This is a genomic window from Micromonospora sp. WMMD729 (assembly GCF_049315225.1).
Lineage (GTDB): Bacteria > Actinomycetota > Actinomycetes > Mycobacteriales > Micromonosporaceae > Micromonospora.
Map to the genome: position 1 here is coordinate 6,618,957 of NZ_CP186059.1, position 13,216 is coordinate 6,632,172.

Consider the following 13,216-nt stretch of genomic DNA (forward strand, 5'->3'; position numbering starts at 1 on the left):
GTCGCCCACGGGAACTCGGTGATCAAGAGATTTGCGTCACGAATCGTGGTCGCGGTGACGCAAACTTCTTGATCACCGGGAGCGACCGCGGGGGTGGGGGCGTCTGTCGGCGGCCGGACCCGTGCATTCGAGGGCCTTGTCGGCGGTACGGTGACGGGCAGGTGTCGCCGAGACGGCGCTGGTCAGCGGTAGCGCACAGCAGGGGGTGGCGTGGGCGGCGGTTCGCAACCCCGCCCGGTCGCCGTCCGACCCGGTCCGGGGCTGCGGGTCGCCCGACTCGTCACCGAGCTGACCGCTCCGGCCGTGCTGGTGTCGCTTCTGATCGTCACGGTGAGCTGGCACAGCAGCCGGGGCAGTGTCCGGGGCTTGGTGTGGGGCCTGCTCGCGACGGTCTTCGTCACCGGCATCCCGTTCGCCTACATCGTCGGTGGCGTCCGCCGGGGGCGGCTCACCGACCACCACATCGGCCGCCGGGAGCAGCGGAGGGTCCCCCTGCTGGTCGGTCTCGGCTCGGTCACCGCCGGGCTCGCCCTGCTTCTCGTCCTCGGCGCACCGCGTGCCCTGCTGGCGCTGGCGGCGGCGGGGCTGGTCGGACTGGTGGTCGCCGTGTCGGTGAGCCACTGGTGGAAGATGTCGATCCATTCGGCGGTCTCCGCCGGCACGCTGGTCATCCTGGCGCTGACCTTCGGGCGCGGGTTCCTGGTCGCCGCGCCCCTGCTGGGAGTGGTCGGCTGGTCCCGGGTACGGCTGCGAGATCACACCATCGCGCAGGTGCTCGCCGGCGGAGCGCTCGGCGCGCTGATCGCGGCGGTCGTCTTCGGCCTTCTGCGCTGAGCGGCCGCGTCGGGCGGGCGGCTCGGTGCCGCCCGCCCGGAGGTCGTCAGGCGCCGTCGTCGGCGAGTCGGTGCCGGTTCGCCTCGATCCAGGCGTCCAGCGCGGCCGGGTCGTCCGGGTCCACGCCGTCGGCCATGAGCTGCGCGACGGCCGCGGTGGCCGGGCTACGCCGCTCGCCGGTCGAGTAGAGCCGGGCGAACTCCGGCACCATCTCCTCGATCGCCTCGTCGGTCCGCTCGGCGGCGGCCTCGGGGAGCCCGCGCTGCTGTGACGCGTACCGGGCCCAGGCGCGTAGCACCCGGGGCAGCATCGCCGCGTCGTCCATGTCCAGCACGGCTCGGCGGTGCACCCAGTCGAGCAGGAAGAGACCGGACACCGCCGGGCTCCACCGCATCGGGTCGGCGTCGGGGAAGGACGCCGAGTGGTCCAGCAGCAGGCTCAGGCAGAAGTGCAGCGACGCCAGCCCGGGGCCGTCGACGGTGTCGAGCTCGAACCGGGCGGCCTCCGGCGACGCCAGGAACCGCCGTACCAGGTCGGTGCGTTCGGCGGCCGACAACGGCTCGACCTCGGCCGGACCGGTCGGCGCGGCGGCCACCGGCAGCATCGCGAGCCGGACGCCGACCAACGCACGGTCGGTGGCGAGCGAACCCTCGCCGGGCAGCTCGCTCAGGTCGTCGGTGACCGCGAGGTGGCGGGTCACCTCGCCGCGCAGTCGGGCCGGGTCCTCGGTACGGAACCAGGTCAGCTCGTCGTCCGCGCACATCTGCCGGACCTGGTCCAGGATCCGCTCGGCGGGCCCGCCCACGAAGATGTCCTTGGCGATCCCGATGTTGTGGTCGACCAGGGCCACCAGCGCGTGCTCCGGGCCGCCGGCCTCGTCGTCGTACGCGAAGGTGGCGAGGTAGGAGGTCTGGTCGCCGTACACGTCGCCGTACGCCCAACTGCCGGTGAGGTGCACCCGGCCGAGCTGGCCGGTCCAGGCGGGCGCCTGGCTGCCGGGGCGTACCCGCTCGACGCCCTCGGCGCTCGGTACGAGCGCGGCGAAGACCTGGCGGATGGTGGTGGCCGCCGCGATCCGGCGGCGGGCGGTGGCGGCGAGGAACCCGGTGACGAATTCCCGCACGGCGGTGTCGCGGTCGGTCTCCGCGATGGTGTAGACACTGCCCAGCAGCGCGCTGCCGAGCATCTCGGCGTCGAGGGCGGACTCCAGCTTGGTCACGTCGCGTGCGGCGTGCAGCACCGCGTCGTAGGGGGTCTGAGGCGTGGCCATGCTTCGACCCTACGCCGCTCCGGGCGTACCCAGAGGCTTCAGCGGCGGGCAGCCTCGCGGAGCGCGTCGCGCGCCTGCGCGTACGAGGTGAGGACGGTCCGTACCGGGGCGAGGACGTACTCCTGGCCGACCTCGGCGACGCGGACCGTCAACCGCTGCCGGGCGCGGGCCCGCGCCCGTTGGGCGGCCCAGCGCACGACCGGTCGGGTCAGCGCCGCCACCAGCAGCCCGGCCAGCAGTCCGCCGAGCAGCAGCACGGTCGGCATCGGTACCTGCCCGACCATGGGGTTGTCCAGCGCGGGCAGGCCCAGCGCCCGCAGCGCGTAGCCGAGCGCCAGCCAGCCCAGACCGACCACGGCGGCCAGGGTGACCAGCCACTGCACGCCACCGACGACCCGCCACCACACCGGCTGATGGTCCAGGCCGAGGTCTGTGCCGGCGATCGCCCGGTCCAGCGCGTCCGGCAGGTCGTCGAGGCGGGACCGGGCCGCGGTGGTCACCGCCGTCGGCCAGGCGGCGGGCAGGTCGCCGCCGGTGCGGTCGGCCACCGCCCGGATCGCCAGACCGAGCGCCGACCGCTGGGCCGCCGTCGGATCGGGCACCGAGGTCGCCGCCACCAGGCTCTCCGCCGGGTCGGCGTCCGCGCCGGTCGGCCCGGGCAGGTGCAACCGGCGTAGCGGATCGGGCCGCAACCGCCGCCAGCCCCGGACCACCGGCCAGCCGGTGGCCGCGCCGGCCCGATGCCGGTACGCCCGCTCCACCGCCTCGCTCACCGCCGGCACTCCGGCGGCGCCGGCCAGCGCCCGGTTCAGCCCGGCGACGGTCGCGTCGTCCGGACCGCCGACCGGTCGGGCCGAGCCGATCATCTCGTCCAGTCCGGCGACCACCGTGTCGACGTCGCCGGCCAGTCGACGCAGGGCGGCCTGCCGCTCGGCGACCGTACGCTCCAGCGCGGTCCGCAACCCGACCATCCCGGCCGGGTCGATGGCGGTGGTGGCGAGCAGGGGCACGCCGGTCAGCCCGTCGGAGTCGAGCAGTCGACGCAGGTCGTCCAGGACGCGGGGCAGCTCGGCGGCCGGCAGCCGGTCGGCCTGGTTGAGCACGACCAGGGTGACGTCCCGGTGCCGGTGGAACTCGCGCAGGTAGCTGTCGTGGATGACCCGGTCGGCGTACTTCTGCGGGTCGACCACCCAGACCACCTGGTCGACTAGGCCGAGCAGCCGGTCCACCTCGAGGCGGTGGGACCGCTGTACCGAGTCGAAGTCGGGCAGGTCGAGCAGGATCAGGCCGTGCAGGGGCGTCTCGTCGTCGCCGTCGAGCGCGCTCTCGCGGACGAAGCGGTGCCGGGGCAGCACGCCGATCCAGTCGAGCAGCCGGTTGGCGTCCTCCAACGGGCCCCACACGCACGCGTGCGTCACGCCGGTGGTGGGTCGGCGGACACCGACCGGTGAGAGTTCCAGCTGGGCCAGCGCGTTGAACAGGCTGGACTTGCCGCTCCCGGTCGCACCGGCGAGGGCGACCACGGTGTGGTCACGGGACAGCGCGAGCCGGGTGCCGGCCCGTTCGACCAGGGTGTGCGCGGGCACCAGCTCGGCGTCGGGCAGCAGGCCGTCGACGGCGGTCAGCAGCCGGCGTACCGCGTCCAGGCGGGCGATCAACCCGTCCGGGTCGATCCGCTGGTCGCCGCGGAAGGCCTCGCGTACCCGGCCGGCGATGTTGTTCATCGCGAACCCTCCTCGTCACCGGCCGGCAGGGTACCGCCGTCGGTGGCCAGGCCGCTGCGGTGCCGGGCCAGCTCGACCCGCCCGGCCGCCTCGCGCAGCGCCGCACCGGCCGCCTCGGCGGGCCGCGCGTCGGCGGTGCGGGTCAGGAAGCGGTCGGCCTCCGCGTCCAGCAGCGTCCGGACCCGCGCCAGGAGGTCGACCCGGGCCTTGGCGGCGAGGGTACGCACCGCCTGGTCGCCGAAGATCGCCTGGAGTACGGCTTGCGCGGCGACCGTCGTGCCGGCCCCGGTCGCGACCTCCAGACCGGTGGGGATGAACGCGGTCGAGGCGAAGACGGCGATCATCACGGCCAGCCCGGTGGCGTTCACCGCGTACGCGGCGGTGCGGGCCACGAACCGCTTGTCGCCGCCCTCGACCCGGACCAGCTCGAGCACGCCGCGTTGCCAGTCGCGGACCATCCGTTCGGCGCGTTGGGGCAGGTCGTCGCTCGGGTGGGCGAGCCCCGGATCAAGCAGCTCCGCGCCGGCCGGGTGCGCCTTCCACGCGGTGTACGCGGATTCGGCGGCCTCGGACGCCACCCCGCGCAGCAGGGTGACGAGCTGCGACTCGATGGCGTCGCGCAGCCCGGCGGCGGGTGCGGGCCGGCCGGTGACGGCGGCCACCACCCGGTCCCGGAGCCGCCCGATGCGGGCCTCCAGGGTGCGGAAGAACTCGCCGGTGCCGACGAACTCCTGCCAGCGGGCCAGCACCTCGCCGCGGAGCAGCCGACCGTCGCGCAGACCCTGCTCGACGGTCCGCTCGGCCGCGCGGTAGGCAGCCCGTACCCGCTCGTCCAGCGCGTCGGCGGCGGTGACCTGCTCGTCGGCGGCGTCGGCCAGCTCCTCGACGGCGGGGTGCAGGGCGGCCAGCGCGCCGTCCAGCGTCTGCCGGACCACCGCGGCGCGGGCGTCGGCGTCGGCGGCCAGTCGGGCGAACCACTCGGCCAGCGGCGCGGTGACCCCCTCGGGCAGCAGCCCCTGGCCGTCGACCCAGGTCTCCGGCAGGACGAACAGCGGTGCCCGGTCCAGGTCCTGGGCGGCGAGCATCTCGGTCAGGTGCGCGGCGATCTCGTCGCTGGCCTCGGCCGGCACCCGGTCGAGCACCATGGCGATCACGGCTCCCCGGCCCCGCGCGCTGCGCAGCAGTTCCCACGGCACCGCGTCGGCGTACCGGGCGGCAGTGGTGACGAAGAGCCAGAGGTCGGCGGCGGCGAGCAGTTGGCTCGCGAGCGCGCGGTTGGCGTCGACCACCGAGTCGATGTCCGGAGCGTCGAGGAACGCGAGGCCCGGGGGGAGGGCCGGCGCGGTCACCAGGTGCAGCGAGCGTGGGTCGTCACTCGGCTCGGTGGTACGCGTCAGCCCGGGCAGCAGGTCGCCCTGCCGGAACCAGGTGGCGTCGGCCGGATTGCACACCAGCACCGGGGAGCGGGTGGTGGGCCGCAGCACCCCGGCGGCGCTGACCCGGGCCTTGACCAGGCTGTTGACCAGGGTCGACTTGCCCGCGCCGGTGGAACCGCCGACCACCACGAGCAGCGGGGCGTCCAGCCGGGCCAGCCGGGGCAGCAGGTAGTCGTCGAGCTGGTCGGTGAGGGCGCCGGCGGCCTGCCGGGCCGGGTTGGCGGAGGGCAGCGCGAGCGGATAGCGGGTCGCGCCGATCGCGGCCCTCAGGCCCGCCAGCGCGCCGGGGAGGCTGTCGTCCCCGGTGGTGACGGACGGCTCCTGGGCAGCGTCCGGCGGGACGGTGCGGGCGGCGACGGCGGGCGCGCCGGAACGGGTGGCGGAATCGCCGTGCGTCGTCACCGCTAAAGCGTGCCCGACCGATGCAAGGGAAGACAACCGGACGGTAATAACGGCTGGGTTGCGTCGGGTCGGCTCAACCCGACTTGACGATTCGCCGACGCGTGGCACTATTGAGTCAAGTTCACTCAACTTGTGGTGGGGACCGCTGCGGGCGGGCCCGCCGAGCAGTCGCGGGCGGTGCCCGTCACCTGCACAACCTTACGAAGCGAGGAAGCGAAGATGGCACGTGCGGTCGGTATCGACCTCGGCACGACGAACTCCTGCGTCAGCGTTCTCGAGGGCGGTGAGCCCACCGTCATCGCCAACGCTGAGGGCTCGCGGACGACCCCGTCGATCGTCGCGTTCGCCCGCAACGGCGAGGTGCTCGTCGGTGAGGTCGCGAAGCGCCAGGCGGTGACCAACCCGGACCGGACGATCCGTTCGGTCAAGCGTGAGGTCGGCACGAACTGGTCCGTCGACATCGACGGCAAGAAGTACACTCCGCAGGAGATCTCGGCCCGGACCCTGATGAAGCTCAAGCGGGACGCCGAGGCGTACCTGGGTGAGCAGATCACCGACGCGGTGATCACCGTCCCGGCCTACTTCAACGACAGCCAGCGCCAGGCCACCAAGGAGGCCGGTGAGATCGCCGGCTTCAACGTGCTGCGGATCGTCAACGAGCCGACCGCGGCCGCCCTGGCGTACGGGCTGGACAAGGGCTCCAAGGAGCAGACCGTCCTGGTCTTCGACCTCGGTGGCGGCACCTTCGACGTGTCGCTGCTGGAGCTGGCCGAGGGCGTCATCGAGGTCAAGTCGACAAGCGGTGACAACCACCTCGGCGGCGACGACTGGGACCAGCGCATCATCGACCACCTGGTCAAGACGTTCCGCGGTGAGCACGGCATCGACCTCGGTCAGGACAAGATGGCCCTCCAGCGCCTCCGTGAGGCCGCCGAGAAGGCCAAGATCGAGCTGTCCGCCGCCACCACCACCAACATCAACCTGCCGTACATCACCGCCGGCTCCGCCGGCCCGCTGCACCTCGACGTGACGCTCAGCCGCGCCGAGTTCCAGCGGATGACGCAGGATCTGCTGGACCGCTGCAAGGGCCCGTTCGAGCAGGCCGTGAAGGACGCCGGGATCAAGATCTCCGACGTCGAGCACGTCATCCTGGTCGGTGGTTCGACCCGGATGCCGGCCGTGACCGACCTGGTCAAGCAGCTCACCGGCCGCGACCCCAACAAGGGCGTCAACCCGGACGAGGTCGTCGCCGTCGGCGCCGCCCTGCAGGCCGGTGTGCTCAAGGGTGAGGTCAAGGACGTCCTGCTGCTCGACGTGACCCCGCTGAGCCTGGGCATCGAGACCAAGGGCGGCATCTTCACCAAGCTCATCGAGCGCAACACCACCATCCCGACCAAGCGCTCCGAGGTGTTCACCACCGCCGACGACAACCAGCCGTCGGTGCTGATCCAGGTGTTCCAGGGCGAGCGGGAGATCGCGGCCTACAACAAGAAGCTCGGCACCTTCGAGCTGACCGGCCTCCCGCCGGCGCCGCGTGGCGTGCCGCAGATCGAGGTCGCGTTCGACATCGACGCCAACGGCATCGTCAACGTGCACGCCAAGGACCTGGGCACCGGCAAGGAACAGAAGATGACGATCACCGGCGGCTCCTCGCTGCCGAAGGACGACATCGAGCGCATGCGCCGGGACGCCGAGGAGCACGCGGAGGAGGACAAGCGTCGCCGCGACGACGCCGAGACCCGCAATGTGGCCGAGGCGCTGCAGTGGCAGACCGAGAAGTTCCTCGCCGAGAGCGGCGACAAGCTGCCCAGCGAGAACCGCGAGCAGCTCAACGAGGCGCTCGGCGAGCTGCGGGGTGCCCTGGGCGGCCAGGACATCGAGAAGATCAAGTCGGCGCACGAGAAGCTGGCGCAGGTCTCCCAGCAGGCTGGTTCGCTGCTCTACGCCCAGCAGGCCGAGCAGGGTCAGCCCGGCGGCGAGGCCGGCCCGGGTGCGACCGGCGCGACCGGTGCCACGGGTGCCCAGACCGGCGGGACCGACGACGTGGTCGACGCGGAGATCGTGGACGAGGACGGCAAGAAGTGATTGCCCACCTCCGACACGTATCCACGGCGAAGGGATGAGGTAGCCGCATGACGCAGAAGCCACGAGCCGCCGACTCGGACGACACCGGGTCGACGCCGGGTGGCTCCGCGCCCACGGAGTCGAGCAGCGACGCCGAGGAGCGGGTCGTCATCCGCAACAACCGCAAGCTCAGTGACGCGACGGAGCCGGAGGGCACCGCCGCCGACGCGGAGACCGGCGCACCGGCCGAGGGTCTGGTCGAGGACGCCGAGGTCGTGGTCGACGAGATCGAGGCCGAGGTCAACGCCACCGACGGGCCGGAACCCTCCGGTCCGCCGGTGGTGGACGCCCCGGCGCAGCCGGTGGACGGCGGCGGCACGGGCACCTCGCTCGGCGCCGAGCTGACCGCTCTGAGGTCCGAGCTGGACGAGCGGACCAGGGATCTGCAGCGGGTGTCGGCGGAGTACGCCAACTACCGCAAGCGGGTCGACCGCGACCGCGCCCTGGTGCAGGAGCAGGCGACCGGCTCGGTGCTGGCCGCGCTGCTGCCGATCCTCGACGACCTGGACCGGGCACGGGAACACGGCGACCTGGTCGGACCGTTCGGAACGGTGGCGGACCAGCTCACCGGCGCGCTGGGCAAGTTCGGCCTGACCGCCTTCGGCGAGCAGGGCGACCCGTTCGACCCGACCCGGCACGAGGCCGTCGCGCACCAGACCTCGGCCGAGGTCAGCGAGCCGACCTGCGTGCAGGTCATGCGGCGCGGCTACCAGCTCGGTGAGCGGCTGCTGCGCCCCGCGCTGGTCGCGGTCGCGGATCCGGAATAGTGCGAGACGGTGACCGGGCCGTCCCGTCCCCCGCACGGCGGTGGGCGGGACGGCCGGGCCACGACGGTCGGAAGGGGGTGGACCGGTGAGTTCGAAGGACTGGCTCGAGAAGGACTTCTACGCCGTGCTCGGCGTGGACAAGGCCGCCTCCGCCGATGACATCAAGAAGGCGTACCGCAAGTTGGCCCGGGAATCGCACCCGGATCACAATCCGGGCGACCCGAAGGCCGAGGAGCGGTTCAAGGCCGTGTCCGAGGCGTACAACGTGCTGTCGGACACCGGCCGACGCCGGGAGTACGACGAAATGCGCTCGCTGTTCGGTTCGGGCGCGTTCCGGCGCAACGCCCGGGCCGGTGGACAGCCGGGCGGGATGCCGTTCGACGTCTCCGACCTCTTCGGCGGTGGCGCGGGTGGTGGTGAACGTCGCTTCGGCGGTGGGGCCGGTTTCCAGGACCTGTTCAGCTCGATCTTCTCGGGCGGGCAGGCCGGTGGGCAGGCCGCGGCGCGGGGTCCGGCCCGGGGCCGGGACGTCGAGACCGAGGTGGCCCTCGACTTCGGCGACGCGGTGCGCGGGGTGACCCTGCCGCTGACGTTGCGCGCCCCCGGTGTCTGCGACACCTGTCACGGCAACGGCGCCAAGCCCGGCACCCAGCCGCGTACCTGCCCGGTCTGCCACGGGGCCGGGGTGACGACCCGGAACCAGGGGTCGTTCAGCTTCTCCGAGCCGTGCGGCAACTGCCAGGGCGTCGGGACCGTGGTGGAGGAGAAGTGCCCGGAGTGCCACGGCAGCGGCGGGGTCACCAAGACCCGCACGATGAACGTGCGCTTTCCGGCCGGGGTGGCCGACGGCCAGCGCATCCGGCTGGCCGGGCGCGGTGAGCCGGGTGAGCGCGGTGGCCCGGCCGGTGACCTGTTCGTGCACGTCAAGGTCCGACCGGACGAGTTGTTCGGGCGTACCGGAGACGACCTGACGTTGACCGTGCCGGTGACCTTCCCGGAGGCCGTGCTCGGCACGGACCTGCGGGTGCCCACGCTCGACGGCGCGGTGACGCTGCGGGTGCCGCCGGGCACCCCCAGCGGGCGGGTGCTGCGCGCCCGGGGCAAGGGCGTGGTCCGCCGCGACGGGCAGGCCGGCGATCTGCTGGTCACCCTGGACGTGGTGGTGCCCGCCCGGCTGACGGACGAGGCGCGGGCCGCGCTGGAGGCGTTCGCCGAGCAGAGTCCGCCGGCGGCGCGGGAACATCTCGACGCGCGCGTGCGTCGGGTCGGATAGTCCGGTGGGATGGACGCGGAGGTGAGCGGGATGTCGGGCGAGTTCCTCGGTTCGGGTGACCCTGCCTACGAGGCCAAGGTGCTCATGATCTCGGTGGCGGCGCGGATGGCGGGGATGCATCCGCAGACCCTGCGCCAGTACGACCGGCTGGGGCTGGTGCAGCCCGGTCGGGCGGCCGGCGGTGGTCGTCGCTACAGCGTCCGGGACGTGGTGCTGCTGCGCGAGGTGCAGCGGCTCAGTCAGGACGACGGGATCAACCTCGCCGGCGTCAAGCGGATCATCGGGTTGGAACGGCTGCTGGAGCAGGCGCAGCAGCGGGTCGCCCGGTTGGAGGCGGAGTTGGACGCCGCGTACCGCCGGGTGGCCGAGCTGGAGTCGCTGGCCCGCTTCCCGGGTCGTGATCTGGTGCCGACCAACCGCACGTCCACCGCGTTGGTGGTCTGGCGTCCGCGCCGCAACACCGACCGCTGACCCACCTACCGCTTTCTCGGCCCGGCCCGCGCTCCGATTTTCCGGCGCGGACCGGGCCGCTTCCGTTAACCTGTCGATACGGGGTCCAAACGGCTTAATTCGGGCTCCCGGCATGGCGAGGGGGAGCGATGGCGGAGCCGGCGAAGAAAGTCGCTCAGCAGACGGAGGAGCGGTTGGAAGGCTTGGCCGACACCGTCCGCGAGAAGTTCGACAAGGTCACCGAGGGAACGTTCCGCGACCGGATCAAGGAGGGCCGCTTCGCCGAGCAGGGCGAGCCGGCCCGACCGGAAACGGACCGCAAGCGCGACTGAAGCCGGTGACCGACGTGCGGGCCGGGACCCACGGGGGGTCCCGGCCCGTTCGCCATGCTGTGTCGGCGCGCGGTATCCCGCGCCGATCTTGCACTTTCGGTTGGCGATATGTCCCCCCGCACGCCTTTTGTCGCCGCAGAAGATGCAAGATCGGCGGCGCAACGGGGTGGGACGGGGCTCTCAGCCGAGGCGGCGGTTCTCGCGGACGAGGCCGCCCTCGCACCAGTCGCGGTAGATGAAGAGGTCCGGCCTCGCCAGCAGTACGCGGCCGTTGTGCGCCCAGATGCGCATCAGCTCGTCGCCGTCGCGCTCGGCCTGCTCCACGAGCTTGCGGAAGCGGCGCTTGGGGTGGGCCCGGAAGTTCGTCCGGATGCCGTCGGCGGCGTAGATGTAGAGGCAGTGCAGCGCGAAGCGCCGGGCCGGGCACGTCGGGTCCATGGCCAGCTCGAAGAGCGTCAACACCAGCCGGTCACCGGAGACCAGCAGGTCCCAGTCGGGTGGCATGGATGACAACGGCACCGAATCCGGCTGGTACGCCCAAGCTCGCAACTCCGCCGGGCTCGGATCGACGGGGTTCGCGAAGCCGTGGAACGTCGACTCCTGCACGCTCACCGGCCAACCTTCCGCTCTCGCCCGCGGGTGGCAACGCTGCCTGCGGACGCTGGCTGCTGGGGCGAAACGGTAACCTGCCGCCGGTTACTGCGGTAGTACCCGCAAGGCGCAATTCGGCATCCGTCGGCCGGCCCGGCCCGAACGGCCGTTCGGCTGCCCTGGCCAGCGCCGCTGTCCCGCCCCAGCGGGCAGGACAGCGGCGGTGAACATCAGTCGTGGACGGGAACCGGCTCGCGCCGCTGGGCCAGGGCGCGGTTGCGCAACCACCGCTTGAACCACGGGGAGTCGGGCAGCCGGGCCAGGATCGGTCCGGTCACCACGGTGATGAGGACGTACGTCGCGGCGAGCGCGGCCAACCGCGGCTCGACGCTGCCGGCCGCGACCGCCAGTCCGGCGATGACGATGGAGAACTCGCCTCGGGGTACGAGCGCCAGACCGGCCCGCCACCGACCGGGTTCGGCGATGCCGACCCGGCGGGCCGCCAGGTAGCCGGTGAGCGTCTTCGTGCCCATGGTGACCACGGCCAGCGCGAGCGCCGGCAGCAACACCGGTGGGATGTCCTGCGGGCTGGTGGTCAGGCCGAAGAACACGAAGAACACGGCCGCGAACAGGTCCCGTAGCGGCGAGAGCAGTTCGGTGGCGTGGTGGGCCACCGGGCCGGAGAGGGCGATGCCGACCAGGAACGCGCCGACCGCCGCCGACACCTGGAGCGACGCCGCGATGCCCGCGACCAGCAGGGTCAGACCGAGTACGCCGAGCAGCAGCGCCTCCGGATCCTTCGCCGAGAGCGCGGACGAGATCAGGTGGCCGTACCGGATGGCGACCACCAGCACGATCAGCACCGTGCCCACCGCGACGGTGAGCGCGATGCCGCCGCCGAGCAGGCCGGTGCCGGCCAGTACGGCGGTGACCAACGGCAGGTAGAGCGCCATCGCCAGGTCCTCGATGACGAGCACCGAGAGGATCACGGGGGTCTCGCGGTTACCGAGCCGGCCCAGGTCGGCGAGGACCTTGGCGATCACGCCCGACGAGGAGACCCAGGTGATTCCGCCGAGTACGAGGGCGGCCACCCAGTCCCAGCCGAGCAGCAGGGCGAACCCCGCGCCGGGCAACGCGTTGAGCACCCCGTCGATCAGACCGGCGGGCGCTGCCGAGCGCAGGTTGCCGACGAGTTCGTTGGCCGAGTACTCCAGGCCGAGCATCACCAGCAGGAGGATCACGCCGATCTCGGCGCCGATCGCGAAGAACTCCTCGCTGGCGTCCAGCGGCAGCAGCCCGCCGTGCCCGAACGCGAGCCCGGCGAGCAGGTAGAGGGGGATGGGCGAGAGGCCGAAGCGGCGACTGAGCCGGCTCAGCAGCCCGAGCAGCAGCAGGAGCGCACCGACTTCGATGAGCAGCGTGGTGAAATCGTGCATCCGCCTCAGCCGTCCGGGTCACTGTCGGCGAGGATGGCGGACACACCGTCGAGACCTCTGCGGGTCCCGACGACGACCACCACGTCACCGGCGGCGAAGCGGAACGAGGGGAGCGGCGAGACGATGACCTCGCCGTCACGCAGCACCGCCACGATGGAGGCGCTGGTGCGGGTACGCGCCTTGGTGTCCGCGAGCGGACGGTTGACGTACCGCGACCCGGCCGGGATGGCGATCTGCTCGGTGAGCAGCCCAGCGGCCTGCTCGCGCAGCCCGGAGAGCTGACCGAGCATCAGCGACGCGCCGAGGATGTCGGCCAGCGCTTCCGCCTCGTCGTCCGTCAGCGGGATGTCGGCCTGGCAGGCGTCGGGATCGTCTGGGTCGTAGAGGACAAGATCACGGCGGCCGTTGCGGTGGGAGACGACGCCCAGGCGGCGTCCGGACTCCGTCACCAGATCGTGGCGTACCCCGATCCCGGGTAGGGCGGTCTGCTCGACACGTACTCGCACCCGCCAAGGCTACCGCCACGTTAACGAAACGCAGATCTTGGACGTTGATCGGCTGACGCGGGCTTGATCGA

12 protein-coding genes are annotated in these 13,216 nt (G+C 72.6%); 6 read left to right on the top strand and 6 right to left on the bottom strand.

From position 1 onward, the window contains the following. Positions 1 to 210 precede the first annotated feature (210 nt). Positions 211 to 834, top strand: coding sequence for a phosphoesterase PA-phosphatase (locus ACN263_RS30570; protein WP_422737652.1), 624 nt, complete (start codon positions 211 to 213; stop codon positions 832 to 834). Positions 835 to 880: 46 nt separating this feature from the next. Here the strand turns inward: ACN263_RS30570 and ACN263_RS30575 are convergent, their stop codons facing one another. From ACN263_RS30575 to ACN263_RS30585, 3 genes are read right to left on the bottom strand one after another with little or no spacing between them, the layout of a single operon-like run. Then, positions 881 to 2,104, bottom strand: a complete 1,224-nt coding sequence (locus tag ACN263_RS30575) for a hypothetical protein (protein ID WP_422737653.1) — start codon at positions 2,102 to 2,104, stop codon at positions 881 to 883. Positions 2,105 to 2,142: 38 nt separating this feature from the next. Continuing rightward, positions 2,143 to 3,828, bottom strand: coding sequence for a GTPase (locus ACN263_RS30580; protein WP_422737654.1), 1,686 nt, complete (start codon positions 3,826 to 3,828; stop codon positions 2,143 to 2,145). Continuing rightward, positions 3,825 to 5,666, bottom strand: a complete 1,842-nt coding sequence (locus ACN263_RS30585; RefSeq protein WP_422737655.1) for an ABC transporter — start codon at positions 5,664 to 5,666, stop codon at positions 3,825 to 3,827. Before ACN263_RS30585 ends, ACN263_RS30580 begins: the two co-directional genes overlap by 4 nt. A gap of 219 nt (positions 5,667 to 5,885) precedes the next feature. Here ACN263_RS30585 and dnaK point away from each other — a divergent pair, with 219 nt between their 5' ends. The 5 genes from dnaK (at position 5,886) to ACN263_RS30610 (ending at position 10,612) form a co-directional block, all read left to right on the top strand. Next, entirely contained in the window at positions 5,886 to 7,751 is a 1,866-nt protein-coding gene (dnaK, locus tag ACN263_RS30590) for a molecular chaperone DnaK (RefSeq protein WP_422737656.1), read from the top strand. 47 nt (positions 7,752 to 7,798) lie between these two features. Continuing rightward, positions 7,799 to 8,557, top strand: coding sequence for a nucleotide exchange factor GrpE (gene grpE, locus ACN263_RS30595; RefSeq protein ID WP_422737657.1), 759 nt, complete (start codon positions 7,799 to 7,801; stop codon positions 8,555 to 8,557). An 85-nt stretch (positions 8,558 to 8,642) separates the two neighbouring features. After that, positions 8,643 to 9,830, top strand: a complete 1,188-nt coding sequence (gene dnaJ / locus ACN263_RS30600; protein ID WP_422737658.1) for a molecular chaperone DnaJ — start codon at positions 8,643 to 8,645, stop codon at positions 9,828 to 9,830. Between the two features lie 30 nt (positions 9,831 to 9,860). Then, positions 9,861 to 10,301, top strand: coding sequence for a heat shock protein transcriptional repressor HspR (locus tag ACN263_RS30605; RefSeq protein ID WP_355048782.1), 441 nt, complete (start codon positions 9,861 to 9,863; stop codon positions 10,299 to 10,301). 128 nt (positions 10,302 to 10,429) lie between these two features. After that, a complete protein-coding gene (locus ACN263_RS30610) occupies positions 10,430 to 10,612 on the top strand; it encodes a hypothetical protein (RefSeq protein WP_422737659.1) in 183 nt (60 codons plus the stop codon). Positions 10,613 to 10,792: 180 nt separating this feature from the next. Here ACN263_RS30610 and ACN263_RS30615 read toward each other — a convergent pair whose 3' ends face one another. The 3 genes from ACN263_RS30615 to ACN263_RS30625 all read right to left on the bottom strand — a co-directional run bounded on the left by ACN263_RS30615 (position 10,793) and on the right by ACN263_RS30625 (position 13,145). Further along, the gene (locus ACN263_RS30615; protein WP_422737660.1) at positions 10,793 to 11,224 is read right to left on the bottom strand and encodes a hypothetical protein; all 432 of its coding nucleotides are present in this window, start codon (positions 11,222 to 11,224) and stop codon (positions 10,793 to 10,795) included. Between the two features lie 209 nt (positions 11,225 to 11,433). Next, on the bottom strand, positions 11,434 to 12,639 hold the full coding sequence (locus ACN263_RS30620) for a cation:proton antiporter (RefSeq protein ID WP_422737661.1): 1,206 nt from the start codon (positions 12,637 to 12,639) through the stop codon (positions 11,434 to 11,436). Positions 12,640 to 12,644: 5 nt separating this feature from the next. Continuing rightward, positions 12,645 to 13,145 (bottom strand): cation:proton antiporter regulatory subunit, encoded by a 501-nt coding sequence (locus ACN263_RS30625; protein ID WP_355048462.1) that lies wholly within the window; start codon positions 13,143 to 13,145, stop codon positions 12,645 to 12,647. Positions 13,146 to 13,216: the final 71 nt, after the last annotated feature.

Bases quoted from the DNA above. Each gene is read 5' to 3' on its own strand.
- ACN263_RS30575 (WP_422737653.1), bottom strand. From the start codon at position 2,104: ATGGCCACGCCTCAGACCCCCTACGACGCGGTGCTGCACGCCGCACGC.
- ACN263_RS30580 (WP_422737654.1), bottom strand. From the start codon at position 3,828: ATGAACAACATCGCCGGCCGGGTACGCGAGGCCTTCCGCGGCGACCAG.
- dnaK (WP_422737656.1), top strand. From the start codon at position 5,886: ATGGCACGTGCGGTCGGTATCGACCTCGGCACGACGAACTCCTGCGTC.
- grpE (WP_422737657.1), top strand. From the start codon at position 7,799: ATGACGCAGAAGCCACGAGCCGCCGACTCGGACGACACCGGGTCGACG.
- ACN263_RS30605 (WP_355048782.1), top strand. From the start codon at position 9,861: ATGTCGGGCGAGTTCCTCGGTTCGGGTGACCCTGCCTACGAGGCCAAG.
- ACN263_RS30610 (WP_422737659.1), top strand. From the start codon at position 10,430: ATGGCGGAGCCGGCGAAGAAAGTCGCTCAGCAGACGGAGGAGCGGTTG.
- ACN263_RS30620 (WP_422737661.1), bottom strand. From the start codon at position 12,639: ATGCACGATTTCACCACGCTGCTCATCGAAGTCGGTGCGCTCCTGCTG.